General features: G+C 59.5%; 24 protein-coding genes, 2 tRNA genes and 2 pseudogenes. 8 read left to right on the forward strand and 20 right to left on the reverse strand.

Going from position 1 to position 24474, the window contains the following annotated elements; translation table 11 throughout:
- Nucleotides 1-252 precede the first annotated feature (252 nt).
- The 5 genes from AC1D06_RS06825 to AC1D06_RS06845 are packed head-to-tail and all read right to left on the reverse strand — an operon-like array spanning nucleotide 253 to nucleotide 5147.
- Nucleotides 253-2904, reverse strand: a complete 2652-nt coding sequence (locus AC1D06_RS06825) for an FtsX-like permease family protein (protein WP_477985664.1) — start codon at nucleotides 2902-2904, stop codon at nucleotides 253-255.
- Nucleotides 2901-3581, reverse strand: coding sequence for an ABC transporter ATP-binding protein (locus AC1D06_RS06830; RefSeq protein ID WP_477985665.1), 681 nt, complete (start codon nucleotides 3579-3581; stop codon nucleotides 2901-2903). The genes AC1D06_RS06825 and AC1D06_RS06830 overlap by 4 nt, the downstream gene beginning before the upstream one ends.
- Nucleotides 3574-4233 (reverse strand): ABC transporter ATP-binding protein, encoded by a 660-nt coding sequence (locus AC1D06_RS06835; protein ID WP_477985666.1) that lies wholly within the window; start codon nucleotides 4231-4233, stop codon nucleotides 3574-3576. The genes AC1D06_RS06830 and AC1D06_RS06835 overlap by 8 nt, the downstream gene beginning before the upstream one ends.
- A gap of 3 nt (nucleotides 4234-4236) precedes the next feature.
- Nucleotides 4237-4839 carry a hypothetical protein gene (locus tag AC1D06_RS06840; RefSeq protein WP_477985667.1) on the reverse strand — a complete coding sequence of 201 codons (603 nt, stop codon included), beginning with the start codon at nucleotides 4837-4839 and terminating at the stop codon, nucleotides 4237-4239.
- Complete coding sequence (locus AC1D06_RS06845) at nucleotides 4836-5147, reverse strand: hypothetical protein (protein WP_477985668.1); 312 nt, start codon at nucleotides 5145-5147, stop codon at nucleotides 4836-4838. The genes AC1D06_RS06840 and AC1D06_RS06845 overlap by 4 nt, the downstream gene beginning before the upstream one ends.
- 129 nt (nucleotides 5148-5276) lie before the next feature.
- Here AC1D06_RS06845 and AC1D06_RS06850 point away from each other — a divergent pair, with 129 nt between their 5' ends.
- Nucleotides 5277-5519, forward strand: a complete 243-nt coding sequence (locus AC1D06_RS06850) for a DUF1344 domain-containing protein (protein WP_477985669.1) — start codon at nucleotides 5277-5279, stop codon at nucleotides 5517-5519.
- Between the two features lie 46 nt (nucleotides 5520-5565).
- Here the strand turns inward: AC1D06_RS06850 and AC1D06_RS06855 are convergent, their stop codons facing one another.
- Nucleotides 5566-6129: a GNAT family N-acetyltransferase gene (locus AC1D06_RS06855; RefSeq protein ID WP_477985670.1), complete on the reverse strand. Its 564-nt coding sequence runs from the start codon at nucleotides 6127-6129 to the stop codon at nucleotides 5566-5568.
- Between the two features lie 182 nt (nucleotides 6130-6311).
- Here AC1D06_RS06855 and AC1D06_RS06860 point away from each other — a divergent pair, with 182 nt between their 5' ends.
- Entirely contained in the window at nucleotides 6312-7268 is a 957-nt protein-coding gene (locus tag AC1D06_RS06860; protein ID WP_477985671.1) for a hypothetical protein, read from the forward strand.
- Between the two features lie 307 nt (nucleotides 7269-7575).
- Here AC1D06_RS06860 and AC1D06_RS06865 read toward each other — a convergent pair whose 3' ends face one another.
- From AC1D06_RS06865 to AC1D06_RS06890, 6 genes and pseudogenes are all read right to left on the reverse strand, one after another.
- The gene (locus AC1D06_RS06865; RefSeq protein ID WP_477985672.1) at nucleotides 7576-7887 is read right to left on the reverse strand and encodes a YrhB domain-containing protein; all 312 of its coding nucleotides are present in this window, start codon (nucleotides 7885-7887) and stop codon (nucleotides 7576-7578) included.
- A gap of 114 nt (nucleotides 7888-8001) precedes the next feature.
- A tRNA-Arg gene (locus AC1D06_RS06870) sits at nucleotides 8002-8078 on the reverse strand.
- A gap of 42 nt (nucleotides 8079-8120) precedes the next feature.
- Entirely contained in the window at nucleotides 8121-8426 is a 306-nt protein-coding gene (locus AC1D06_RS06875; RefSeq protein WP_477879972.1) for an ETC complex I subunit, read from the reverse strand.
- A 331-nt stretch (nucleotides 8427-8757) separates the two neighbouring features.
- Nucleotides 8758-9390, reverse strand: a pseudogene (locus AC1D06_RS06880) (protein-L-isoaspartate(D-aspartate) O-methyltransferase); the annotation flags it as partial.
- A gap of 130 nt (nucleotides 9391-9520) precedes the next feature.
- Nucleotides 9521-11458: a hybrid sensor histidine kinase/response regulator gene (locus tag AC1D06_RS06885; RefSeq protein WP_477985673.1), complete on the reverse strand. Its 1938-nt coding sequence runs from the start codon at nucleotides 11456-11458 to the stop codon at nucleotides 9521-9523.
- A 417-nt stretch (nucleotides 11459-11875) separates the two neighbouring features.
- Entirely contained in the window at nucleotides 11876-12208 is a 333-nt protein-coding gene (locus AC1D06_RS06890; RefSeq protein ID WP_477985674.1) for a hypothetical protein, read from the reverse strand.
- Between the two features lie 650 nt (nucleotides 12209-12858).
- Between AC1D06_RS06890 and AC1D06_RS06895 the strand changes: the two genes are divergently transcribed.
- Nucleotides 12859-13251, forward strand: coding sequence for a hypothetical protein (locus AC1D06_RS06895; protein ID WP_477985675.1), 393 nt, complete (start codon nucleotides 12859-12861; stop codon nucleotides 13249-13251).
- Nucleotides 13252-13283: 32 nt separating this feature from the next.
- Nucleotides 13284-14870 carry a caspase family protein gene (locus AC1D06_RS06900; protein ID WP_477985676.1) on the forward strand — a complete coding sequence of 529 codons (1587 nt, stop codon included), beginning with the start codon at nucleotides 13284-13286 and terminating at the stop codon, nucleotides 14868-14870.
- A 285-nt stretch (nucleotides 14871-15155) separates the two neighbouring features.
- Here AC1D06_RS06900 and AC1D06_RS06905 read toward each other — a convergent pair.
- Nucleotides 15156-15479: pseudogene (locus AC1D06_RS06905) on the reverse strand (IS701 family transposase); the annotation flags it as partial.
- 246 nt (nucleotides 15480-15725) lie between these two features.
- Nucleotides 15726-15801, reverse strand: a tRNA-Lys gene (locus tag AC1D06_RS06910).
- Nucleotides 15802-15984: 183 nt separating this feature from the next.
- Between AC1D06_RS06910 and AC1D06_RS06915 the strand changes: the two genes are divergently transcribed.
- Nucleotides 15985-16734: a cytochrome c biogenesis CcdA family protein gene (locus tag AC1D06_RS06915; protein ID WP_477985698.1), complete on the forward strand. Its 750-nt coding sequence runs from the start codon at nucleotides 15985-15987 to the stop codon at nucleotides 16732-16734.
- Nucleotides 16735-16737: 3 nt separating this feature from the next.
- On the opposite strand, the gene AC1D06_RS06920 is transcribed toward AC1D06_RS06915, so the two are convergent.
- From AC1D06_RS06920 to AC1D06_RS06930, 3 genes are all read right to left on the reverse strand, one after another.
- Entirely contained in the window at nucleotides 16738-17961 is a 1224-nt protein-coding gene (locus tag AC1D06_RS06920; RefSeq protein WP_477985677.1) for a UbiH/UbiF family hydroxylase, read from the reverse strand.
- 196 nt (nucleotides 17962-18157) lie between these two features.
- The gene (locus AC1D06_RS06925; RefSeq protein ID WP_477985678.1) at nucleotides 18158-18847 is read right to left on the reverse strand and encodes a calcium-binding protein; all 690 of its coding nucleotides are present in this window, start codon (nucleotides 18845-18847) and stop codon (nucleotides 18158-18160) included.
- A gap of 132 nt (nucleotides 18848-18979) precedes the next feature.
- Entirely contained in the window at nucleotides 18980-19582 is a 603-nt protein-coding gene (locus AC1D06_RS06930) for a PAS domain-containing protein (protein WP_477879911.1), read from the reverse strand.
- Nucleotides 19583-19892: 310 nt separating this feature from the next.
- Between AC1D06_RS06930 and AC1D06_RS06935 the strand changes: the two genes are divergently transcribed.
- Both AC1D06_RS06935 and AC1D06_RS06940 read left to right on the forward strand, forming a co-directional pair.
- Nucleotides 19893-20648, forward strand: coding sequence for a rhomboid family intramembrane serine protease (locus AC1D06_RS06935; protein ID WP_477985679.1), 756 nt, complete (start codon nucleotides 19893-19895; stop codon nucleotides 20646-20648).
- Between the two features lie 195 nt (nucleotides 20649-20843).
- Nucleotides 20844-21272 carry a CBS domain-containing protein gene (locus AC1D06_RS06940; protein WP_477985680.1) on the forward strand — a complete coding sequence of 143 codons (429 nt, stop codon included), beginning with the start codon at nucleotides 20844-20846 and terminating at the stop codon, nucleotides 21270-21272.
- Nucleotides 21273-21332: 60 nt separating this feature from the next.
- Here AC1D06_RS06940 and AC1D06_RS06945 read toward each other — a convergent pair whose 3' ends face one another.
- The 3 genes from AC1D06_RS06945 to folE all read right to left on the reverse strand — a co-directional run bounded on the left by AC1D06_RS06945 (nucleotide 21333) and on the right by folE (nucleotide 23555).
- Entirely contained in the window at nucleotides 21333-22316 is a 984-nt protein-coding gene (locus AC1D06_RS06945; RefSeq protein ID WP_477879917.1) for a patatin-like phospholipase family protein, read from the reverse strand.
- Between the two features lie 166 nt (nucleotides 22317-22482).
- Nucleotides 22483-22932, reverse strand: coding sequence for a phosphoribosyl-AMP cyclohydrolase (gene hisI / locus AC1D06_RS06950; RefSeq protein WP_477985681.1), 450 nt, complete (start codon nucleotides 22930-22932; stop codon nucleotides 22483-22485).
- A 2-nt stretch (nucleotides 22933-22934) separates the two neighbouring features.
- Entirely contained in the window at nucleotides 22935-23555 is a 621-nt protein-coding gene (gene folE / locus AC1D06_RS06955; protein ID WP_477985682.1) for a GTP cyclohydrolase I FolE, read from the reverse strand.
- A 313-nt stretch (nucleotides 23556-23868) separates the two neighbouring features.
- Here folE and AC1D06_RS06960 point away from each other — a divergent pair, with 313 nt between their 5' ends.
- On the forward strand, nucleotides 23869-24312 hold the full coding sequence (locus tag AC1D06_RS06960; protein ID WP_477985683.1) for an iron-sulfur cluster assembly scaffold protein: 444 nt from the start codon (nucleotides 23869-23871) through the stop codon (nucleotides 24310-24312).
- Nucleotides 24313-24474: the final 162 nt, after the last annotated feature.

A 24474-nucleotide genomic window follows, 5' to 3' on the forward strand; every position in this document is an offset into this window, starting at 1 on the left:
TTTCGACGGCGAAAATAGCTGTGTATTGAGATAACCCGCCGGAGCGGAATGCCTACTTCGAAAACGGAGACCATCTGGTCAGAAAGCCGTCTCGTAGATTGGTCTCGTACAATGACAGTTGGGGATAGCATCAAACCCTGTCAATAGCGTCTTTGCTCTCCATTTGCACGCAGCCGTGGAAGTGGCGCAAATGGCTCCAGGTGTCCTTCGTCAGGCAAGAGGGAGGATGCCGACCTTCGGCCTCCTCCCACTTTACAGGTCTCGCAGCGTCTCAAATGCTCCGGCTCTGGACCTTCTATTCGCGATCATGACCGCGACGCCGATAGACAAAGCGATCAGGAGAAGGACGGTGAGCAGGTATCCCCAAGGTATCGCGATCGTCTCCGGTGGCGGGTCGAAGACTCCGGTCAGGAGCTTGACCAGCATCCAGGCGGTGATCACGCCCGACGTCAACCCGAAGACGACGCCTCCGACCAGGACCAGGACACCTTCCGACCATAGGAAGCTCGCCAGCTGCGGCGGCTTCGCGCCGATCAAGGTCAGGATCGCGAAATTGCGGCGGCGGTCGACGAAGCCCAGAGCCAACATGAGCCCCGCGGCGGCGACGGCCATGACTGCTCCGAACAGGAGCTCGATGACCGTGAGCCGTCCCAGGTTCACGGCGGTCAGACTTGTGCCGATGATGCGGGACGCATCGCCGATATGCTTGACGTCAAGGCCCGAAGCCGGCCCCAGGGCCTTGCGGATGGCCCCGGCCAGCGCGGCGGGATCGGTCGCAGCCCGCACGAGCACATATTCCTCGGCCGGCGTCCCGCTCATCCTGGCCACGTAGTCGGCATTGGCGACGAGGAAGGAATCCCTCGGAGCCGTCGGAAACTCACGCGCGACGCCGATGAATTTGAACGATATCGCGTGGTACTGATTGTCCGTGGCGCTCACCAGCCGAAGATTGATAGCGTCGCCCTCCTGCAGTTGGAAGTCGCTGACCGTCTCCTCCGACACCAGGACGCCGTTCGGCGTATCGGCGAGCTTTTTCAGGATTTCACGCGTCGACCCGCCGCTGAAATAGGCGTCGGACAGGCTCGTCGCGGCGCCGATCAATCTTGGATCGATGCCATAAAGGTCCTGCAGGTCGGCTCCGACATAGGCGAAGCGATGTTGCATGGTTCTCGCGGCCTCAACGCCCGGCACGTTCCTGATCGCGTCCAGTTTGTCACCCGCCGGACGGGCGGTCGTGCCGAAGACCGTGACGTCTGCGCCGTTGGTCAGTTCCGCATCGATCCGTGCCTGCCCTTCATAGGTCAGGTTGAAGATAGAAGTGGACGTCACGAAGGAGATGGCGAGCGCGGTCATGACGATCCCGTGGGTCAGCCGCCGTTTCTGAAAGCCGAGCGATGCCGCGACCGCGCCTGACAGATTTTCGGCGATCGGTCTGAGCGCGACAGCAAAAACCGGATTGCGCGTCGAAACGAAATACATCGAAAGCCGGACGGCAAGGAGACCGCCGCCGATCCAGAACAGCGCGGGCGACAGGAAGGCGTTGTAATCGACGGCGGCGGCGGGCACGCCTTCCGGCGCCAGCACGATCTCATAGCCCGTACTGGCGGACTGCCAGAAGAGGAGGCCTGCAATCGCCAGCAAGGCCATGTCGAGCCACAGTCTCTGCCATAGCGGCACATGATCCCGGCCGACCGTCCGGCGGGCGGCCGCCACCGTCAGGGACCGTGATGTCCTCAGTGCCGAGATCGCGATCGCGGCCACCACGACCAGACTGCCGATCGTGGCCGCGCCGATGACGGGAAGCAAGGTCGCGGCGTCGAAAACGGGCGACCCGGAATATGCGGTGAACGCGAGCGCGCCTCCCAGCCCGAGGGTGGTCGAAACCACGCTCACCGCAAGCGGCTCCGACAACCACAGCAGCATGGCTTTCCGATCCGCAGCACCGTGAATGCGCAGCAGCGACTGCTCCTGGATCCGCAAGCCCGATCCCGCATTGGCGAAGGACACGGTCAGCATCATGGCGAGCGCGACACCCGGCGTACCCAGGAACAGGAAAAGCACCGTGGCGTAGAGCGCGTCGCTTCTCACCGCGTCCAAACGGGAGCCGAGGTTGCTTGACACCAATGCCTGTCCGGCGACGCGTGCCTCGAGATTGCGCGATTGCCCCTCGACGATCGTATGGGCCCGTGTCGGATCGGACGGCAGCCCGTCATGGCCGAGCCTGACATGAAACTGCGTCCGCGTCGTGTCGGGTCGCTTGACCTGCTGCGGATCGAAGATGTCGTGCCAGGCCGCGACCGGCAGGATAATGACATTGTCCGGCGGAGCTTGGGGCGCGGCCTGCGCGGGCAGGCCCACCCCCTGGAACAGGGCGTCGGCGTCAGGAAGATCGACGACCCCGTCGACAATGACATCCACGGGCGGCAGTCCGACGCGCCGGATGGACACCTTGTCGCCGGGACCAACATGCAGGTTGGCGGCGGTCTGCTGGGCAACGAGAACGCCCGTCCGCTTGCCCTCAAGCCATCTCAATTCCTTGGGAAAATCGGCCTGGTAGTTCTGATCGAAGGCGATCGCTTTGCCCGGACCGGTCTGCTGGGTCGTATACTCAGTCTGCGCCTCGAAGCCGTCGACCGCAGCGTATTGGACCTGGTGCATGCTGGAAACCGGGGCGGCCTGTCGGATCGCTTCGGCGATCGCCGGTCGATCGGCCGATGGCACCGCCTCGACCTGCCAGTCGATCGGAACGTCGCTGATCGCGCGTCGGGTCATCGACGCGCCGCTCTCCGCCAGAAAAAGCGCAAGCGTCGACAGAAGTGCTGTGGTCAATGTGGCGCCTGCGGCCAGGCCCGCAAGCCTGGCGGCTCGCCTCTTCAACAGGCCGGATAGCCAAAGACCGATCATCGGTTCTCTCCAACCTCTGAACCGGTCCAAAGCTGGCCGTGATCCATACGCCATCGCGTTTGCATCCGTCCGGCCACTTTTGCGTCATGCGTCGCCATGAGAAGGGCCGCAGGCGTGTCGGCGAGCTGTTCCAGCACAGTATAGAGAAATGCGGTCGCGGTTTGCGTGTCGAGCTGTCCGGTCGGTTCGTCGGCGATCAGCAGCTTCGGGCGCGCTAGAAGCGCCCGCACCATCGCGACCCGCTGCGCCTGACCGCCGGAAAGTTCTTCCGGAAGTTTGTTGGCGAGGTCCGCAAGCCCGAAAAGGTCGAGCAGGTGTTCGGCTCGCTCGGTGGAGTGTAGCACTTTCCCTGCCAGGACGAGGGGCAGAGTGACGTTCTGCAGAACCGTCATGGGAGGAAAGAGGCTCGGGGTCTGGAAGACGAATGCGACTTGCAGGGGCTGGAGGCCGCGACGGTCTCCAAGCGCGGGCCAGGTGACATCGCCGGATGTCGGGACTATGAGCCCGCCCAATATGGCGAGCAGGGTGGATTTTCCGCTCCCGGAGGGGCCGACCACTGCGATGCGATCCCCAAGGCTGATCGTGCAACTGGCGTCGCGAAGCACCTCCAGGGGCTCGCCGTGGCGTGACGCGAAGTGCTTGGAAAGACCCTGTGCCTCGACGACGTGCTCAACCATGATCGATCCTGCCGTCCTTGAGCCGGACGATGCGATCGGCGCGCTCGGCAAGCGCTTCGCTATGGGTGGCGATCAGGGTCGCCATTCCGGCTGTCCGTCTCGCTTCGAAATGGGCGATCAGGGATTGTTCCGTCGCGCGATCAATCTCGGCTGTCGGTTCATCGGCCAATAGAAGGGGTGGATCGACCGCGAGCGCCACGGCAAGTCCGGCGCGGGCGGTTTCTCCACCGGACAATTGGACGGGGTAACTGTCCTTGCGGGGCGTCAGATCGACGATCGAAAGCACCGCCGCCAAACGCGTTTCGTCCCGCCTTCCAGCGAGCATCATTCGCAGACGAATGTTCTCCGCGACGGTGAGATGCTGAAACAGGTTGCCTGTCTGCATCATCACGCCCAGGTGCCGGGCGCGGAGGCCCGCGCGGACCTTTTCGGATTTCCGGCTCATGCGTTCGCCGTTAATGTCGACAAAGCCCCCGTCCGGCTCGTCGAGACCGGCGATGCAAGTCAGAAGGGTGGATTTGCCGCTGCCGGAAGGACCCACGAGGGCGACGAGTTCGCCCGCGGCCACGTCGAGGCTTACGCCTCGCAGCGCCGCAGTCTCTTCATCTCCGACGTGATAGAACCGATAGAGCTCGGCGACCCGCAGCAGCATCGGTCATTTCCACGCGAACGAACGTGACATCAGCCGCCATTGGTCGACATTGTCAGCTCCTTTCGGCGCATAGAGTTCCAAGGTCGCCAGCTTGCCGTCCTTGTAGAAGAGATAGCGCTCGTTCTCGAGCCGGACCTGCTTGCTGGTGACCGGGTTCGGTTCCGAATTGGATGTGTAGACGATCCGGATTGCATCGCCGGACGGCAGTTTCACCGCTTCGACTGCGCTTACCTTGACGGCACGGGAGGTCTTCTTGAGCTCAGCGAGATAGTCCGACTTCGCTGATGCCACGTCCGGCTTCTGCTTGGCGTCGGTCACGATGACCACGACGCCATCGAGCTTGTCGACGAAGCTCGCGCCATCGGCCTTGTCTTTGCGTGCCCACCCTTCAGGCACCTTCATCGTGAAACCAAGCTTTGAAGTGTAGTCGATGAAGACCTGGCTGTCGGGAATGTCGCCGGGTGGATTTTTCTCTGAGGCAATGGGTGCTTCCGCGGCGTAGGCCGGTGCTGCGAGTGGGAGCCGCGTCACCGGCATCGTAAGGATTGCCGTGGCTACGGCGGCGGCGGAAATGAAACGAAAAGCGCGGTCGGAATGAACCTTCATGGAAGGGACTCCTTGATGCCTGCGGCGATCGCTGCCCTTTCCGTGAGAAAGGCCATTCCGATGCCGAGCGACAGAAAGGTTAGGCGTAGCGGTATACGGAATTCTGTCCGGGAACTTACCGATTTGTAAGGTTGGCGAAAACTTACGGGTTCGTAAGGTGTCCGACCGGCAGCGGCGTTGGATTTTGCCGACCAGTCCATTTGAAACGTAAGTCCCTCAATTGCTTCGTTTTTCTCGAAGTTTTCCGGCGGTGCGATTTGCACGGGCACGTTGCCTGTTCTCCGATCGACCGGCAGCAGGCTTCTCATCTGCCGCGATTGCACTGCAGTCGTTGACTTTTTTGTATATTAGAGAACACTTTATTGCCGATTTTCGAACCGAGTTCTCAGCTACCCCGATGGTCCGGGAAAACTTGGAGAAACGAAATGAAAGTGGCAATGACTCTCGCCATTATGACGGCGATCGCATTCACTGCGGTTTCCGCAAACGCCGCGACAATGTCGGGGGTCGTCAAGAGTGTCGACACGGCAGGCGATTCACTGCGATTGACCGATGGCAGCGTGTTCACGCTGGCGGAGGGAACCGAAGCGGAGAACTTCAAGCCAGGCACGAAGGTCGCCATTACCTATGCCAGGAAACACGGCAAGAACATCGCCTCGTCGATCAAGATAGCGAAGTGACCGGGTAAGATGGCGCGCCGCTTGTCTGTGGGCGGCGCGCGATCGCCTAAACCGCTTCAGTGGACGGCCCGACAGCAAGCCAGAAATAATGCTTCATCTGTTGCGGCCTGTCGGAGGGATGGGGAGCGGTCATGAACAGTCTGCCGCCATTCCCTTCGATCACGCGCCTCGACGCATGATTGTCCGCGTTGCACAGGATCAGCAGTCGCTCGAGCCCTTCCTCTCTCGCGACCTCTGTCAGTAGCCGCAGAGCGGATTTCGCATATCCCCGGCCTTGCTTCCACGGCACAACGGAATATCCCACGTGCCCGGCAACGCTCGACGGCAATTCCTCTGTGCCGGGCCGGAATCGCAGGACGATGTTGCCACAGAATTCCGCGTCCCAAATCCAGAACAACTGGTTGACGAAGCCGGGTTCCGTCGGCCGCGTCAGATTGGCCAAAAATTCCAATCTGTCTTCACGCAATTCCTTGAGCCTCGAACGAATGTAGATCTCATCTTCTGCTCTTCTGGGGTTCGGAGACCAGCCAGCCGCAAGGGCCGCTTCAAAGCCCGCGAGGTTTTGCTCATCCGGTACGACAAGCGCGACATAGTGATCGTGAGGTGCCATTCGTGCTGATTACATTTGCTCTCGCAGGACCATTCGGCGCCACCACCATTGCGTTCCCCAAGGTGGCTGAACACCTAATAATCGAGAAAATTCAAAGAGTTCGTTTTGGAATAAGCTGGACGTCGCGGTCGATTGCCGATATGATTTGAGTTTAACGGAAAGCGCGACTCTGGGGGGAGTGTGTGACCGAGTTCATTCTGCATATTGGAACCCATAAGACGGGAACGACGGCTATCCAGGCCTATCTATCCGAGAACCGCGAGCGATTGCTGGAGCAAGGCGTGGATTTTCCCATCGTCGGCCGTACCCCAGCGGGCGCACAGGCGCATCGACACTTCTCGGCGCTGTTCAGGAATACCGTCAATGAAATCCCTCCGGAGTTCAAGCAAGCTATCTCGGGCGGATTCACGTCCTCTGAAAAATGTATTCTGTCATCGGAAGATTTCTGGTTCTGCGCGGAGCGTGAAGCCGTTGATCGAGCTTTCAGTGTCATTGGCACAAACGCCAAGGTGGTCTGCTATCTCAGGGAGCCAGTATCGCACATTTTCTCAATGTATCGAGAAGCGATAAAGGGCGGCGAAACAGCCCCCTGTGGTGAATTCGTCAGCCGATTTCGAAGGGGATTAACCGAGGGCAATAAATACGGCTACTACCGCTATCAGGAGCGGCTGGGAAACTGGCGGGAGCGCTGGCCTGTCGTGGTCGTTCACTATCGCGAGTGTGACGATGCCGTTGCCACGTTCCTGGCTCAAAGCGGGATTGCGGTGCAAATGGATGGATGGCCGGATCCTGGCCGCAGGAACGAGGCGATGTCGGATGTGGCTGCCATGATGGTGCTCCGATGCAATCGCATGGTTGCATCAGGAGCAATGACCCCAGTCGAGCGGAGGTCATACAGGATTGCGGCTCAGAGGATGTCCAAGCCCCTGCAGACAAAATATGTCTCTCTCTTGATTTCGGAAGCGGTGGACATGAACCCCTTGAAGGATTCTTTCGCCAAGCAAAATCCTGATTTTGCCGCGATGAGGGACGCGACGGGGGACACCATCTCGCGACCGGTGGACATCGATCTGTCTGATGATCGCGTCCGCAAAATTCTGAGAACATCGGGCCGATTTTCTGAATCCGTAGGGATTTGAATTGGCCGAAGTTGTGCTTCAACGAAGCAGAAGGTCTGGCCCTTATGTTCCGTGTCTCCAGTCATGACGATTGTTCGGCAGTAAAAGATATTGCATAAAATCAGTAATTTAATGAGCGTCGCCACGACGGGACGGATTCGGTTTCGTTGAATGTCCTAGAAAATCATCGCTGCCGATGCAGCGGGTTTCGGACTCGTCGCCACACAAGAGCGGATTCCCGCGCCGTTCGCCACGAGACAGCAGATTCAACGTTCAGCTTATCTCTTGTTCGGCCAGCTCATGATTAGCTTGTCAACGACGATTTCGCTTAGCCACGCTCGCTGGCACAATTGGACCGCGATATACCGAACCTCTCCAACACCATATCGACGCTTTCCGCAGAACCTCCCGCAAGTAAACGTCCGTCGGCTAGCACAATCGTCGGTCCTTGTCCGACTATCAGGTACTCAAAACGCTCGGTTTCCACGAATTTCTGGGTATTGTAATAAAATACCCAGCCTTCGGGATCAGCCAATTCTTCGGCAGAGCCGATCGCCAGCGGTACAAGTTCAGGCTCCATGCCGGTCTCGGCGTCTTTTAGAAACCGGCGCATGATTTCCAGCGCTTCCGACTTTCCCATTCCAACTCCGTGTCAGACTTAAACGGCCACTGAACTAGCCGAGAAATAACTCTGGGCAGGCGAGTCCGGATTTCGTGGCGAGAGTCCGGGGATATCAGGCGAGGCATATTTAACTGGCGACCCCTGCAGGAATCGAACCTGCGACAACCTGCTTAGAAGGCAGGTGCTCTATCCAGCTGAGCTAAGGGGCCGCTCACCGCCCGGAGGCGGATATTGATGTTCCTGCCGGACCGTCAGTGGGTCCAGGGCTGGACGCGGGTATAGCGGAAGTTATCCGAATAGGAAACGGCCTTACGCGTCGGATCCTTGGGTTCGATGACCCGGTATTCGATGCCCTCGCGTTTCGCATAGGCTTCGGCTTCTTCCTGCGTGGCGAAGGTCAGCTTCAGCTGCTGGCGCATGTCGCCGGAGCCCGTATAGGCCGTGACCGAATCGATGACGGGCGGCTTCTCCTGATCATATTCCAGGACCCAGAGATGGGTCTTGGCCTTGCCCGACTGCATAGCGGTCTTGGCGGGACGGTAAATCTTGGCCGGCATGCTCGAAATCACCCCGTGAATCTGGCTTCTGTTGGCATCGTCATTGCTCATGCCACAAAATCGTGAACAGGAAAATGACCGCACCGTTTTTGGAGCCGCATGGCGCGAAGAATTTTTCGCGCGCGCATGCAATTCCATCCCGGCACTCTCGCCCGAATACAGCGACTGCCTGTTGTTTTCAATATGCAGCAACGCCTGCAATGCTTTTCCCCCGATCATTGGGGCAAATGAGCGCGACAGTGACGAAGCCCATTCCGGCGCGGGCTTTGTGAATTTCTTATCGCTCTGTCCGATCAACGCGTCAGCTGGTCTTGAGACTCTGCTGAGCAGCATGGGCGCCGACAAGCGGCACGAAGACGACGCCGCCCAGATCCTTTTCCTCAAACGTCGTGGCGCTGGTGCGTGTCACCTTCAGCAGACGCTGCGGTTCCGCCGCGCCAATGGGAATGACCAGCCTGCCGCCGATAGCGAGCTGCTCGGTCAGCGCTACGGGAATGTCGCCGCCTGCGGCCGCGACGAGGATTGCACTGAATGGTCCGGCCTCCGGCCAGCCCTTCGTCCCGTCACCAGTCCTGGCGGTGATATTGCCGTAATCCAGCGTTCGGAAGCGGGATGTCGCGCTTTCGGTCAGGCTGGCATGTCGCTCAATGGTGAAGACGTGCTTCGCCAGGCGGCTCATCACGGCGGCGGCATAGCCGGAGCCGGTTCCAATCTCAAGCACGATATCGTCATGTTGGATCGCCGCATGCTGCAGCATCAAGGCGACGATATAGGGCTGTGAGATCGTCTGCCCTTCACCGATCAGGAGGGGTGAATCCTCGTAGGCGAATTCCTCGGAGCCGGGCTCGACGAACCGCTCGCGCGGCACAGCCTCCATCGCAGACAGCACGGACGCCGCGCTTATGCCCCGGCGCCGCAGCTGAGCGTCGATCATCCGGCTCCTGGCCTGTGCGATGTCGAGCATGGCTTTGTCTCCGCCTTGTTTCCATCCGTCGAGCAGTCTGACTGAACAACGCCGGCGGCGTTCCATATCGCCACCCATGAGCGGCCGGATTATGGCGCCGGCGCGCTCCCGTCATGTTGTCGTCGATCGCCTATGCAGATCCGGATTCTACGCTCAGGGCTTTCTGAACGGCGTCGAGGAGCTGGCGTTCCATAAACGGTTTGGAGAGCTTGACGAGATCATGGCCGGCGCCGACCGGAAGTTCCGCATAGCCGGTAGCGATGATCACCGGGATTTCCGGCCAGCGTTGGCGTACGGCCTTGGCGAGTTCCAGACCCGTCATGTGTGGCATCGCCTGGTCGGTGATAACCATGTCGACAGGCTGCTCCTCAAGCATTGAGAGAGCCTGATTGCCCGAATTGGCCTCGATGACGGCGTGCCCCACGTCCTCCAGCATGAACACCGTGTTCATGAGCACCAGCGGGTCGTCGTCGACGGCGAGAATCGTGAGCCGCTTCTGCTCGGGGACGGTTTCGATTACCGGCTCGGGCGGCGCCGGCATGTGCTCCGGCGTGCCCACCGGCAGCCATAGCTCGGCAGTCGTGCCTTTGCCGACCTTCGAGCGGAGCACGAGCTTGCCGCGGGACTGACCCATCAGGCCCTGCACCATGGGAAGGCCGAGGCCTGTCCCTTTGCCGATGCCTTTCGTGGTGAAGAAGGGCGTGGTGGCATTGGCAAGCGTCTGCTCGTCCATGCCTTCGCCGCTGTCCTCGACGTAGAGACAGACGAATTCGCCGGAGTCCAGATCGGAACAAAGCTGTTTCGTGTCCGCCACGACCCGCGCCCCTATGGCGAGTGTTCCTCCGTGCGGCATGGCATCGCGGGCATTGATCGCGAGATTGAGAAGCGCATTCGCGAGCTGGTTGGGATCGGTGCATACCTTGGGCAGTTGCAGCGGAAAATGCGTTTCCACGATGATCGCCGGCCCAATGGAGCGTTGCAGCATGTCGGTCATCCCGCGGATCAACTCCACAATGTCGACCGCTTCGAGTTGCAGTTCCTGCCGCCGCGAGAAGGCCAGCATGCGTTGTGTCAGCGACGCGCCACGCTGCGTCGCCTGCAATGCGTTTCCGATCAAAGATGCGCTTTCCGTGGAATGGGGGATGCGCTTCTTGAGAAGCTCCAGGCTGCCCTGGATCGCCATGAGCAGATTGTTGAAATCGTGGGCCACGCCGCCTGTCAGCTGTCCCACGGCTTCCATCTTCTGCGCCTGGAACAGTTCTTCGCGCGCAAGATCGAGCRCCCGCTGGGCGTCACGCTTTTCGGTGACGTCGCGGGTGATCTTGGCAAAGCCAATGAGCTTGCCGCTCTCATCCTTGAGCGCATCGAGCACGGCATTCGCCCAGAAGCGTGTGCCATCCTTGCGTATGCGCCAGCCCTCGGATTCGAACCGGCCGACCCGGGTCGCTTCCTCCAGGGCTTTTAGCGGAACGCCTTTCTGCCTGTCCTCAGCCAGGAAAAACCGCGAGAAATGCTCGCCGATGATCTCCTCTTCACTATATCCTTTGATCCGCTCGGCACCGGCATTCCAACTGGAGACATGTCCTTCAGGGTCCATCATATAGATCGCGTAATCGGTGACCCCTCGGACGAGCAAGCGAAACTGCTGCTCGCTCTTGCGCAATTCCTCGTCGGCGGCTCTGCGTTCGCTGAGGTCGCGGATGATCTCGGCGAAACCGACAAGCTTGCCGGAGGAATCGAAGATAGGATCGATGACATCATGCGCCCAGTAGTGGGAACCGCCCTTGCGCAGGCGCCAACCTTCTGCCTCGAAGCGGCCTTGTTCTGTTGCGGTTGCAAGCGCACGACGCGGCAAATCGGCCTGCCTGTCCTCGGGGAGATAGAAGCGCGAGAAATGCCGACCGACGATCTCCGCCTCCGCATAACCATTGATCCGCTCGGCGCCGGCGTTCCAACTGGTGATGTTTCCTTCCTTATCCAGCATCAAAATCGCATAATCGACAATTGAATCGATCAGAAGCCGGTATCTGTCATCCGCGTTCGACCACGCTTCCGATATCTTTAACAACGAATTTCCCCTGATATGTCCAAGTCGATTGAAACGTATTTCGCGATGAAGAGTTCCGCATGGTTCGACCGACGTTGGAACTGCGCGTGGAACAAAGTTGTTCTTCCATCTCGATGCGCAAAATAATTGCCTGCTTTGCTGCTCCCGGAACGTCTTCGACACTGACCCGCTTGATTGGGCGTTACCTCCGAGTCTGCCCATGCTGCATTTCGGACATCAGCGCGATCGCCTTCCTGACTGTGAGCGTCTGCGGTCGGATTGTTGCTCCCGGACGGTTGGAAAAGCCCCAAATGCACGGGCCTTCACCGCACGCGCTCGATCAATCCCATTGAAGGGCATGGCGATCGCTCTCGGACCCAACCTCCACGTCCTGCCGCTGTAGGAGAAGGACATGTGGGGCGTCACGCTTGTCCGATCCTAGGGGCGCAACCAAGGCGGCAAATTCGCTTCACAGACCTGCGAGGAGAACAATGCGGTTCCATCGCGAACCCTGCCAATTGCGCGAAGCGAACCATTGCGGGCACTTCGAATACGCATGAGACTATGCAGGCGGTACGCCCGAACAAGCCCATCGATTTCGTTTTGAAGCGAAGCAAGCTCGCCGGTCGGAAGGCCGCGCGGCGCCGCAAACGAATCCGCGCGTTCTATGAACTCAGCCGCCATCTCTGCCAAGCGACTGATGGTGCCTTCAGTGCTGAATTTCACCCCGGCTTCCAACATCGATAAGGAGTCATCGAGAGATTTCGTCATGACGCTACCTCAAACTAAGACGTCCGGATTTTGTGTCGACACCGAACACAACGCCGCCAACGATCACGGTGGGAAACGCGGGGCTGCGTGGCCACCGCAAAAGCAGTGCCAGCACAAAAAACACAGCAAGTGCCTGGATAGCAGCGATAACAGGATCAACAGAGTGGGACGTCAACACCAACATCACTCGCAAACTCCACACCGACGCGGAAAATGCACTCAACCGAAAATCATGTCATTCTTGGCGATTTGAAGGGCGAACATGCTCCCCTCTGCCGCGACCGCAGTGAGCCGGGCAGAAATTCTTTGGGTGGCTGCTTTCGCCGCCATCATATATACATGCACTTAGAAATAAATCTTGCAAGCGAGAATTCCATTTAGGAACAGAAATCTTGGAGTATGAAGTAGAGGCGGCACCCTAAGCTCGCTTCGGCGAAAGGCTTACTCAAATCGAACTAGAATTGGTGTTGGAGGCGCGGCCGCTGCTTGTCTTCTCTGCCGTGACCAGGCCGGCAGCTGGCAGCAGTGTTCCTTATAAAATCGGGTTCTGACGTAAACTTCACCGATTCCAGTATTGCGTGTAGTTGAAAAATCGTCTATTATTTGCCAAGTTGAGATGGATATATTTGCCGGAATCCAGGGAAGCGAAGATGATGGCAGACTTTTGCCGGTCCGTTCGCGCGTTCTTGCACCTGATTTTGTTTTTCTTTGCTTGTTTTTCTTCGGCAAACGCCGCTGAGCGGCCAATTTTGGAATTCAAACAGCGGCCACGGGCCTATCGAATCCAAAACCGCGAAGGTCTGGCCGGCATGATTTTCCAGGTCGCAGGCCCCATAGACGATGTTGGCACGCGGCTCTACAATCAGCAGCTTCCCCAGCACAGCGCCGAGGCCGTCGTCAATCATCTCGTCGCCTTTTATGGCATTGCGCGCGAGCGCCTGAAGCCCGACGGCTACGGCCAGACTTGCCTCACGCTGCCAGGCGACCCGAAGAACGCAGCCAACTGCCAGGTAGAGATTATCAATCTCGCCCCCGTTTCGTGATCAAACAAGACGATATTCAAGGAGTTACTCCGATGAATGGCATGAGAAAGATCCAGCTACTGTTTTTCGTCCTGCTTGCAGTCGTGTTTTCCTTTGGCACGTCCCATGCTGCGGTCGGCAAACGCGTCGCGCTGGTTATCGGCAACAGCGCTTACCGCAATGTCGCGCGTCTGCCTAATCCGGAGCGTGACGGCAGGGCCGTGGCGGCGAAGCTCAAAGAACTTGGTTTCATCGTGGTCGAGGGATATGATCTCGATCAGGCGAGCTTCACCACCAAAATACGCGATTTCTCGGTGGCCGTCCGCAATGCGGATATCGGGCTGGTCTTCTATGCCGGCCATGGCATGCAGGTGAACGGCAAGAACTACCTGGTACCGGTCGACGCTGCCTTTGCCGATGCGAGTTCGCTCGATTTCGAGGCCGTTCCGATGGATCTGGTGATGCGCCAGATGCAGAGTGACGTGGGCGTGAGCGTCGTCATCCTCGATGCGTGCCGCAACGATCCTTTTTCCCAGATCCTGGCGCGGTCGATGTCGTTGGCCACGCGTTCGACGGCACTGCATGAAGGCCTTGCCGAAGTGAAGGTCAGCGATGCCGGGCAAGGCACGGCGATCATTTTCGCCACCAGTCCCGACGAGGTCGCGCTGGACGGTGACGGAGGGCATTCGCCTTTCACCACCGCACTCCTCAACCGGATTGACGCGCCGGATACGGACCTGCAGGTCGTCATGGCGCGCATCACCGGCGATGTCTATTCGGCCACCAAGAAGACGCAGCGTCCGTGGATGAATGCCTCGCTCACAGGCGAGGTCGTTCTCAATCCAAGCAGTACCGCCAAGGTCGAAGCGAAGCCCAAGGATGCTGAAATCGTCACGCCCGCGCCAGCGACGGACGCGTCGAAAGAAGCCGATACGCTCAACCGCGAAACCATGCTCTACAATCTGGCCCGGGAGTCGGGTGCACGCGAAGACTACCTTGCTTACCTGGAGACATTCCCCAACGGCCTCTATGCCGCCAATGCCCGCAAGCRGGTCGAGCGTCTCGACGCCGAGGCGGYGACAAAGGCCCAGGAAACAAAGGTCGCTGCCGTCGATCGTGCCGGTGTTCCAGACACCACGCCCACCCTGGCGGCGACGGATGCCGTCAAATCCATGCCGGCCAACCAGGACACCGAGGCGGGACTGCGACTGGACAAGAGCAAGCTCAAGGAAATCCAGGCGAGATTGAATATTGCCGGCTTCGATACCGGCACGCCGGATGGCAATTTCGGTCGGCGAAGCCGAAATGCTGTCTCCAACTGGCAATTGTCGAAAGGATTGCCGGCTACCGGCTACCTCAATCAACCCCAGCTCGAAATGCTTTCATTGCAGACCGAAGCCGCGCTTTCTTCTTATGTGCCACGAAAGAAGGTGACCACTTATGTACCATCAAAGAAGGTGACAACGGGCCAGCCGGATACTCGCGTCAGGAAAGTTTACAAGAAGGGGGCACAGACACACGTCGTGGTCGCGAAAGACAATAACAATCAGCAGGATGTTCGGCGCCCGAGCCCTGATGCAGAAGCGGTCGGCCGGTTCCTGGGCGGGGTTCTTCGCGGCGTGAAGCGACTTCCCCAATAATCACCGTGGAGATAGCATATTTGGCTTGCGGCGTTTGTGTGGAGCAATGCTGTGCGGCGACGTCAGTGGGCTTCTCGAACCAGAGATGCCGACCGGCCTGATTGACTCTTGGACTGGTTGCTTGGATTTACGCTGGAAAAGTAGAGAAGCGGTTTCAAGCGCTTACAGAATGGATTGCGATTTTGTCGCGCTTGGCAGCAGGGACATTGGCTCAGTGACTTGGCGATGCCGACGGTAATCTTTCGTCGGACGGTAGCGATCGAGTATAATACACGACGCTCGGGCCGGATGGGGGGAGCCTCGGGGCTGAGGACGATCGGGTAAGGCAGGTGTTTGGCGCTTGCCGGCGGCTGAGGGGGAAATCGCCGCGCGCTCGTGGATCAGAAAGCTGTAGGCGGCGATGCACAGCGTCGCGTCGTGGTGGCAACCGATCCAGCCGCGACCTTCAAAAAGCGCCAGCCCGAGTTCYGACTTGAACTCCTCGTAATCCCGTTCGATCCGCCGGCGCAATTTGGTCGCGTCGACGAGCGTGGCCAGGGTTGTATCTTCCGGCAGYGTCGAGAGCCAGCACTTTGCCGGCTCCGCTTTGCCGTTGCGCCATTCGATCAAAAATCATAGGACGGCGCGCTGTGGTCGGCATGCGACAGGCTGCCGCTTTTCATGCTGACATGCCATTCTTCCCCTCCAGATACGTGGAGCACTGCCAGAGCGAACAGTTGGCGCGCTGGCAGAGTCGGACCTTATCGCCGAGGATCATATAGGATGCCATTTTGCCCTCTAAATTGTGCGAGATGTATGTGAGGGTATTCTAGCCTGTTTTGCGGCGGAATTAATGCGCTAAGCTATTGAATTTGTTGGTGAGCGCGATGGGATTCGAACCCATGACCTACTGATTAAAAGTCAGTTGCTCTACCGGCTGAGCTACGCGCTCTCACGCGGGTGGCCATTTCCGGTCCCGCAGAGTCGGGCGATACATATGCGAAGCGGCTTTTGCGGGTCAAGTCTCCGTGCGACAAATTTTCTCTGTCGGCACAGACAAATCTCAAGAAAAGGTGACTGGCGCTTGCCGATAAGCTTCACTAAGTACGCCTGAAGAAGATGAGTGGAGACGCCGTTGGCCGCCGCCGAGATTTCCTATGTGAGCGCCGTTGCCGCCGGGGCGCTGTCTTTCTTGTCTCCCTGCGTGCTGCCACTCGTGCCACCCTATCTCTGTTACATGGCGGGCATTTCCATCGAGGAATTCCGCAATCCGACGGTGGCGGACAGTGAGCGGGCGCCGCGCCAGGCCGTCATGCTGTCGTCTTTGTTCTTCACGCTTGGCTTTGCCACCGTCTTCGTGGCGCTTGGCGCCAGCGCCACCTCGATCGGCATGCTGCTGAGGCAGCATCTCGATATTCTGGCGCAGGTCGGTGGGGTGATCATCATCGTCATGGGGCTGAATTTTCTCGGCGTGCTGAAAATTCCGCTGCTGTCGCGCGAAGCGCGGTTCCAGGCCGGCGGCCAGCCGTCGACGCTGACTGGCGCCTATATTATGGGGCTCGCTTTTGCCTTCGGCTGGACACCCTGCATCGGGCCGATCCTGGGTGCCATCCTCGCCGTTGCCGCCTCGCAGCAGACGGTGGGGCAGGGGGCCGGGCTGTTGGGCATCTATTCGCTCGGGCTCGCCGTGCCGTTCTGGCTGGCGGCTGCATTTTCCGGGCTGTTCATGGCCTTCCTCGTCCGTTTCCGCCGGCATCTCGGACTGGTGGAGAAGGGTCTTGGCGGCCTTCTGGTGCTGACCGGGCTTGCCTTCATCTTCGGCTATGTCGGCGATATCTCGATCTGGTTCCAGCAGACCTTTCCGGGGCTGATGAAGATCGGCTGAGCTTTACGCTCTGGTATGAGGCCGGGCGCGCTCTGCGGCCTTGCGCAAAAAGTCCGGAAAGCTCTTCATGGCACGCCCTGGCGCCACGCCTTCCTGCATCAGGAAATGCCGGAGCGGCGGAACCGATGAAAGCAGCTGCAAGCCCGCCGCACGCAGCATCTGCACCGGCAGGAAACCGGAGAGCAGCGAACGATTGAGCAGATCAATGCCGGCGGTGCGCGTCAGCACGTCCGTGCGCCGTGTCCGATCATAAGCATCGCCAATGGCGAGCGGCCGGGCCTCAGTGCGTGCCTTGGTGGCGAGATCCACCGCCGAGCCGATGTCGCGCAGGCTGAGATTGAGGCCCTGTGCGCCGATCGGCGGGAAGACATGTGCTGCTTCCCCGACCAGCACCGCGCCGCCCTTGCCGAAAGCGCACGCTGTCTCGGCCGTCAAGGGCCAGCCCTGCGGCCGCGTCTCGATCCTCACCTTGCCGAGCATGGAGCCCATGCGCTCCTCGATCCGGCGGTTGAGCGCCTCGTCGGTCATGTCGACCAAGTCCTTGGCTTGTTCCGGCTTGACGACCCAGACCAGGCTCGAGCGATTGTCGCCGAGCGGCACAATCGTGAAGGGGCCGGTTTCCGTATGGAATTCGGTCGAGATATTGCGATGCGGCAGGTCGTGGGCAAAGTTGAGCACCAGCGCCGTCTGCGGATAGGTTGTCGTCCTGACGTCGATGCCGGCCGCCTGGCGGACTTTGGATTTCCGGCCATCGGCGCCAACCACAAGCCCGGCCGTCATCATTGTGCCGTCCGCGAGCGTCAGATGCGTGCCGGTGTCGGCAAGCTCGACGCGGTCGACCGTTCCGTCGAACACCGTGATGCCAGCCCTGGCCGCGATTGCCTGGCCAAGCACATCGAGGAATGCGGCATTGGGGATGTTGTAGCCAAACGCTTCGAGATTGATCTCAGCGGCTCGGAAGGCCACTGTCGGCGCGCGCAGCAAGYGGTTCGTGCCGTCAATGATCTGCATGGTCTGCAGGGCCGCTGCATGCGGACGGATCTTCTCCCAGAGATCGAGCTGGGTGAGGAATTGCAGGGAATTGTCCATCAACGCCGTCGTGCGGCTGTCGGCCCGCTTGTCGGCCGGCGCGATGAAAGCGACGGAAAATCCTTGGCCGGCGAAGGCGATGGCTGCGATGGAACCGGCCAGCCCGCCACCGACGACGGCGATTTCGAATATGTCCATGGCCCGACTCCTGCGTGATGAGCTTTATAGGACCTATCTAACCCCTGCGACGTGGCAATTCCATGGGCGATTGCCGCAGCAACACGATTTGCCGTGGGCAATGCTTCGGAGCCTGTAATTCTGCTGTCAACCGGTGCGGCAACGGTCCCATCCAATGTATTCCCGGCTGCGGTGGGGCAGGATCGAATAGGCTCGATTAAGCGGGGGTGGCAAAATCGTGTGAGCTGACATCGTGGAAATTGACGCTGAGCAAGGTGATCGTGTCGCCGTGGCCGAAGTCGATCAACGTGTTATGTCCGGCGGCTTCGATCGTGTAATGCTCATCGGCGGTGATGCCGATCAGATCGTGGCCGGAGCCCTTGGCATCGAAATCGGTGATGACGTCCTTGCCGTCACCCTTGAAGAAGAGGAACGTGTCAGCGCCGGCGCCCCCCGTCAGGCGATCATTGCCCTTGTTGCCCTGGATGTCGTCGTCGCCGAAGCCGCCGCTGATCTTGTCATTGCCCTTGAGGCCGAGCAGGCTGTCGCCGAACAGCGTGCCCTGGATCGTGTCGTTGCCTGCCAACATCTTGCTGAGCAGCGCGTCGACGCCCTTCGTGGAATAGACCTGGAAAAGCGTTGCAGCATCATAATTCCCTTCGATGATCGCCAGCGGTTGGTCATCACTGATTTGGAACTTGATCTGCGTGATCGTGCCGGTGAGAAGCTGGCCACGGTCGTCATAGGTGAAGCCGCTGCCTTGAAAGAGCACGCCGTCGCTGGTTTCACTGTCGAGATAAAACGCTTCACGCGGAGCCTGATCTTCGGTGGCCAGGATCAGGCCAGCGTAGAAGCTCCCAAGGTCGCCGTGATCGCTCAGTGCTTCGCCATATTGGAGCGTCGACATGCTTCACCTCCAAGTTAAACGTGTTGCCTCGCTACACGCTAACCTGTCGATAAAGGGTAAGTCAACGACGGCCAGAGGCCAGGCGGAACGGGAGCCTACGTCTTGTGCGGAAACCAGCTCGGGAGACAGTCCTTAATCCTTGCGGCCGCCCTGCAGTACCCTGAGATGCGTCAATCCGCTACGCGAGGCAGAGATCTGCGACGTCACGACGGCGAAGGCCTCGTGCGCTTCCGGCTGCTGCGGCTCTTCCTGCGTGAGGAAGCGAAACGCGCCGGCGACCAGGATGCGGTTGCGCTCGCCAAGCAGAGGAGGCTTCCCGAGATCGACCAGCGAACCGATGACCCTGTCGCAGATGCCGGGACGGGAGAAGAGCGGCATCAGCAGCATTTCGAGTGATCCGTCCATTTCCTCGTCGGCGATGCTCCAGGCCTTGATGAGAAGCGGCGCCTGATTGGCCAGCACGGCCTCGACGCCTAGGCGGACCTTGTGACGATTGGGCGTATGCCAGAGATCGACAAAATTTTCTCCGCGCAGCTCGCGTCCTAGTATGGCACAGACACGTGTCCCGGCGAGACGGAACTGCGGCTCGCGCTGACGGTTCGTTTCGAGAATGAAAACGTCCGGGAGAACGGTTTTCAGCTCCGCCGGGTCGATTTCCGTGCGTAAAGGCGCGGTTCTTTCGCCGCGGATACGGTTAAAGTAGGCAAAAACCGTGTGTGTCGTTCTGTGCTGCATTTTTCAAGATGAAGCGGTTTACGCTCCAAATTCCATCAGTTTGCATCGATAAAGATGGAATGAGCGAAAACCATGCCACAGAAACGGCACCGGACCGCTGACGTCATGTTAAGGTTAATTTTTTGTTTGATTTGCCATTATCCCGCCGAAATGGCATGAGAAATACAGTCTGAGGAAGGGTTGTCCTTCAGCACAAATTTTAACCGGTCAGACCTCCATTCGTCGATCGTGTGCCGTCCGCAAACTTTGCTGGACGGCATTTTTTTAGCTGCTATGAACACCGCTTCGAATTGAAGTTGGATCAGACGCCTTGAGCGAAGACGCAGATGATCGTCCGGCAGCCACTGCCGCCGAGGCGGAGCAGCCGGTCGAGGGCAGGCGGCGCGAGCCGATCTTCAACATCCCCGGCATGCTCATGGCCTTCGTCGTCCTGATGGCCGTCATCCATGTCATTCGTACTTATATGCTGACGGAACAGCAGGATGAAAACCTGCTGTTCCTGATGGCTTTCCTGCCAGAGCGCTATCTCCATCCCCTGTCCGGCCAAGGCCTCGGTTGGCTCATTGGCCCGGTTGGCTATTCGCTGCTGCATGGTGGCTGGCTGCACCTGATTTTCAATTGCGTCTGGCTGATTGCATTTGCCACGCCGCTGGTCGTCCGGATCGGCAGCCTGCGCTTCCTCATCCTTTGGGTCACCTCCGCTGCGGCAAGCGCCTTCTTCCAGGCTTTCGCCACCGGTTTTCAGGAAAGCCTGCTGATCGGCGCCTCCGGTGTCGTCTCGGCCACGGTCGGGGCAGCCTGCCGGTTCTCTTTGCAGTTTTCTGGAACGCCGGCGATGCGCTATGCTCATTTTGCCCCGCGGCTTGGGATTTTCGAGGCGCTGACGCATCGCTCCATCGTCATGTTCATCCTGGCCTGGGCGATCTCCAACGCTGCCGTCGTCTTCGGCGCCGGAATGCCGTCCGGGGCTGACTACAATGTCGCCTGGCAGGCGCATGTCGGTGGCTTTCTGTTCGGCTATTTGACCTTCACCTTCTTCGATCGGACGCCTCACTTTCCCGGCTGAACAGAAGCGTTCTGCCGAGGTCGGTTTCGTCCGGAAGAGAGCGATCGCCTCGTCCGCAAATTAACCCTCACGCGACGTTCTGCCGCAGAATTTCTTGCTTTTGCCGCCTTTCGGGAGCACCATGCCTTTCGTTCGACGGTGGTTATCGGCCCCGCGCAAACCACCGGCATTATTCCCATGCAAGGAGGAGAATGCATGAGTGTGAAGGCAATAMTCGATGAAAAAGGCCGCAATGTTCTGACGGTCGGGCCTCAGGCCACCGTCCGGGACGCTGCCAAGATGCTGCATGACAATCGCGTCGGCGCTCTGATCGTGCTCGATCGCGTCGATCATATCGCCGGCATCCTGGCCGAGCGGGACATCGTCTCCGGCATCGCCCGCTTCGGCGCCGACTGCCTGGAAAAGCCGGTCTCCTCGATCATGTGGCCGAACGTCTATCGCGTCAAGGAAGAGACCACGATCAGTGAGCTGATGTCGCTGATGAGCAGCAAGCGCGCCCGCCATGTCCCGGTGGAAAACAATGGTCAGCTGGCCGGCATCGTGTCGATCGGCGACGTGGTCAAGGCGCATATCCGCGCCATCGAGCGGGAGGCGGAAGAGATCAAGGCTTATATAGCCGGCTAATTGTCTGGCCGCCGTGTGGAGGCGCGGCGGCCCGCTGATCATCTCGATAGCATCATAGCTCTAAAAATGTCGGATCGCTTCCTGCATCCGCTTGATTTCCCGGATCATCATCTTGGCTTCTTCATAGCCGCGTTCGATCAGTTCGGCGGCGCGGTGGAATTCGGACATGCCAACGTCGGAAAGCCGCGGCTGCAGCGCCAGATCCGGCGGATCGCCGGCCAGCCTCGCCCGCGAAATCCGGTCCTGGATGATGTTGAACGCCTCGACCATCACGCTCGTCACCCAGAGGCTGCCGGCCGTGCTGCTGCCGGGATCGCGGGAGTAGTGCGGCTTTTCAGGTACGGTGTCGTCGGCTGAGACCTTGATCACCGCCGAGCGGCCATAGAGGTCGTAGTGAAGGTTGACCGCGACCACCAGCGGCTGCTCGTAGGCGCGGCAGACGGAAACCGGAACCGGATTGACCAGCGCGCCATCGACCAGCATGCGGTTGCTGCAGCGGACCGGCTCGAAAATGCCGGGGAGCGCGTAGGATGCACGCAGTGCGGTGATCAGCGAACCGGATTCGATCCAGACTTCGTGCCCGGTCCTCAGTTCGGCTGCGACGGCAACGAAAGGCCTGCCGAGGCTCTCTATCGAAATACCTTCGAGATGCTCCTGCATGCGCTTGGTCAGCCGCATGCCGGCGAACAGGCCGCCGCCGCCAATGGTGAAATCGAGCAGCGCCGCCATCCGGCGCATGGTCAGCGATCGGGCGAAGCTTTCGAGCTCATCGAGTTTCCCCGCCAGGTAGCAGCCGCCGACCAGAGCACCGATCGACGTGCCGGCGATCATGCCGACCTCGATACCGGCCTCGTCGAGCGCCCGCAGCACACCGATATGCGCCCAGCCGCGCGCGGCACCGCCGCCAAGGGCGAGCGCGATCTTCGGTTTGGGCGGCTTTGGTTGGGGAAGGGGTTCCGGGGTTCCGGGCACGCCGGCAATGTTTGAGACACCGTTTTCCAGAGGGACGGGTTGCTCGATTTGGCGGTGAAAAGTCCAATTCATCGTAATCACGCATCCTACACTGGCTGAACAACTGGCCAGTGATACAATAGTTGCGCAAAGCCGTTAACGAAAGTCAAACAAATCTTGCCGCTGTATAAATATCGTGCAGATGCTTGATCTCGCATCTCCACGGTTGCGCAAAATTGCTACAACTTTATGGCGCGCTTTAACTTTTATATAGGATCTCAGGATCGAAATGTCGATCACTGTCGACTATTTTTAGCGAGATTTCGCCGTCCTGATTGACCACGCTGCGATAGAAGCAGGAGCGGCGGCCGGTATGGCAGGTTGCGTCATGGCCGGCGACCTTGACCTTCAACAGCAGGACGTCCTGGTCGCAGTCGGTCATCATTTCGACGACGCTCTGCAGATTGCCTGACGTCTCGCCCTTCTTCCAGATTTTGGCACGCGAACGGCTCCAGTAATGGGCGATACCGGTTTCGAGCGTCAGCGACAAAGTCTCGGCATTCATATGCGCTACCATCAGGATGACACCATCTCTGGCATCGGTGACGACGGCGGTGATCAGCCCATTGGCATCGAAGCGCGGCGAAAAGGCCGCGCCTTCTTCAAGGGCGGCCTTGTCGGTCGAAGGGGACTGGAATGCGATCGTCATTGTCAGGCCGGCGCGAAGCCGCGCAGGATCGACATGAAGCGCGCCTGTTCGCGCGGATCGGTCTTGAAATTGCCGGTAAACGTCGTGGTGATCGTCGACGAACCGGTCTTCTTGATGCCGCGCATGGCCATGCACATATGCTCGGCCTCGAGCAGCACGGCGACGCCGCGCGGCTGCAGAGTTTCGTCGATCGCATGCGCGATCTGCGACGTCATCGATTCCTGCGTCTGCAGGCGACGGGCAAAGATGTCGACGGTGCGGGCGATCTTCGACAGACCGAGCACCTTGCCGTCAGGCAGATAGGCGACATGCGCCTTGCCGATGATCGGCACCATATGGTGTTCGCAATGCGAGAAGAACGGGATGTCGCGGACCATGACGATATCGTCATAGCCGTGCACTTCCTCGAAGGTGCGGCCCAGGACCTCTTCGACGGAATCCTCGTAGCCGCCGAACATTTCCCGGTAGGACTTGACGACGCGGGCAGGGGTGTCGCGCAGACCTTCGCGGTCGGGATTTTCGCCGATATAGCGAAGCAGGGTACGGACGGCTTCTTCCGCTTCCTTCTTGCTCGGCTTGTGGGACAGTTCTTCCTCGCGGAATTTCTTTACAATGGCATCCATAGCGGCCTTTCGATCCCATAAGGGTCACGGTAATCAAATCGGACTACTCGCCGCTGGCCATTCACCTGTCCCTGCAGGCATGGGTTCCGTTGGCGGGCTCCGGGGCATCGGCGCTCATCGTCTCAGTGACGAGTTCCTCCGCACGGTTTCCCAGACAACAGGCAACATATTCTCTTGCAATTCTGTCGCCCCATCGCGACATACAATATAGGAAGCGCGACCGGGTGGCAAAGGGGTGACGTTGTCTTTTTCGCGCAATTAGTGGAAAATACTGCCATATTCAGGTGGCGCGGTGAAATTGCGGTGACGGTCGATGGACGAAATTTATAATGCGAAAATCCTGGAATTTGCCGGCAATATTCCGCTGACCGGTGCGCTCGACGACGCCGATGCCATCGCCCAGGCGCATTCAAAACTCTGTGGCTCCAAGGTCAAGGTCTGGCTCAAGATGGATGGCGACCGCGTTGCCGGTTTTTCCCATGAGGTCAAGGCGTGCGCGCTTGGCCAGGCATCCTCTTCGATCATGGCCCGCCACGTCACCGGCGCCACCACCGCTGAACTGAGGCAAGCAAAGGCCGACATGCTGGCCATGCTCAAGGACGGCGGTGACGGCCCGACAGGCCGTTTTTCCGACATGCGCTACCTGCTGCCGGTGCGGGATTACAAGGCGCGCCACGCCTCGACCATGCTGACCTTCGACGCCGTTGTCGACTGTGTCGACCAGGTGGAGGCGAAGCGGCTGGCGGAAGCGGGGTGAGGGTGGGCAGGCCTACCGTCGGGGATTTTATTGCAGGGGCAGGGTAGGTCAGATGGCGTTAGGTTGCGTTCCTATCAATGCGTGTCGCGTTCTGTGGCACCCCCCTCTGCCCTGCCGGGCATCTCCCCCTCAGGGGGGGAGATTGACAAGAGGCTCGCTCCC

Source organism: Rhizobium sp. P2_G2, assembly GCF_056403555.1.

Bases quoted from the DNA above. Each gene is read 5' to 3' on its own strand.
- AC1D06_RS06855 (WP_477985670.1), bottom strand. From the start codon at position 6,129: ATGGCACCTCACGATCACTATGTCGCGCTTGTCGTACCGGATGAGCAA.
- AC1D06_RS06865 (WP_477985672.1), bottom strand. From the start codon at position 7,887: ATGGGAAAGTCGGAAGCGCTGGAAATCATGCGCCGGTTTCTAAAAGAC.
- AC1D06_RS06960 (WP_477985683.1), top strand. From the start codon at position 23,869: ATGGACGAAATTTATAATGCGAAAATCCTGGAATTTGCCGGCAATATT.
- folE (WP_477985682.1), bottom strand. From the start codon at position 23,555: ATGGATGCCATTGTAAAGAAATTCCGCGAGGAAGAACTGTCCCACAAG.
- AC1D06_RS06825 (WP_477985664.1), bottom strand. From the start codon at position 2,904: ATGATCGGTCTTTGGCTATCCGGCCTGTTGAAGAGGCGAGCCGCCAGG.
- AC1D06_RS06875 (WP_477879972.1), bottom strand. From the start codon at position 8,426: ATGCCGGCCAAGATTTACCGTCCCGCCAAGACCGCTATGCAGTCGGGC.
- AC1D06_RS06890 (WP_477985674.1), bottom strand. From the start codon at position 12,208: ATGACGAAATCTCTCGATGACTCCTTATCGATGTTGGAAGCCGGGGTG.
- AC1D06_RS06925 (WP_477985678.1), bottom strand. From the start codon at position 18,847: ATGTCGACGCTCCAATATGGCGAAGCACTGAGCGATCACGGCGACCTT.
- AC1D06_RS06835 (WP_477985666.1), bottom strand. From the start codon at position 4,233: ATGCTGCTGCGGGTCGCCGAGCTCTATCGGTTCTATCACGTCGGAGAT.
- AC1D06_RS06830 (WP_477985665.1), bottom strand. From the start codon at position 3,581: ATGGTTGAGCACGTCGTCGAGGCACAGGGTCTTTCCAAGCACTTCGCG.
- AC1D06_RS06930 (WP_477879911.1), bottom strand. From the start codon at position 19,582: ATGCAGCACAGAACGACACACACGGTTTTTGCCTACTTTAACCGTATC.
- AC1D06_RS06845 (WP_477985668.1), bottom strand. From the start codon at position 5,147: ATGAGAAGCCTGCTGCCGGTCGATCGGAGAACAGGCAACGTGCCCGTG.
- AC1D06_RS06840 (WP_477985667.1), bottom strand. From the start codon at position 4,839: ATGAAGGTTCATTCCGACCGCGCTTTTCGTTTCATTTCCGCCGCCGCC.
- AC1D06_RS06850 (WP_477985669.1), top strand. From the start codon at position 5,277: ATGACTCTCGCCATTATGACGGCGATCGCATTCACTGCGGTTTCCGCA.
- AC1D06_RS06945 (WP_477879917.1), bottom strand. From the start codon at position 22,316: ATGAATTGGACTTTTCACCGCCAAATCGAGCAACCCGTCCCTCTGGAA.
- hisI (WP_477985681.1), bottom strand. From the start codon at position 22,932: ATGACGATCGCATTCCAGTCCCCTTCGACCGACAAGGCCGCCCTTGAA.
- AC1D06_RS06895 (WP_477985675.1), top strand. From the start codon at position 12,859: ATGATGGCAGACTTTTGCCGGTCCGTTCGCGCGTTCTTGCACCTGATT.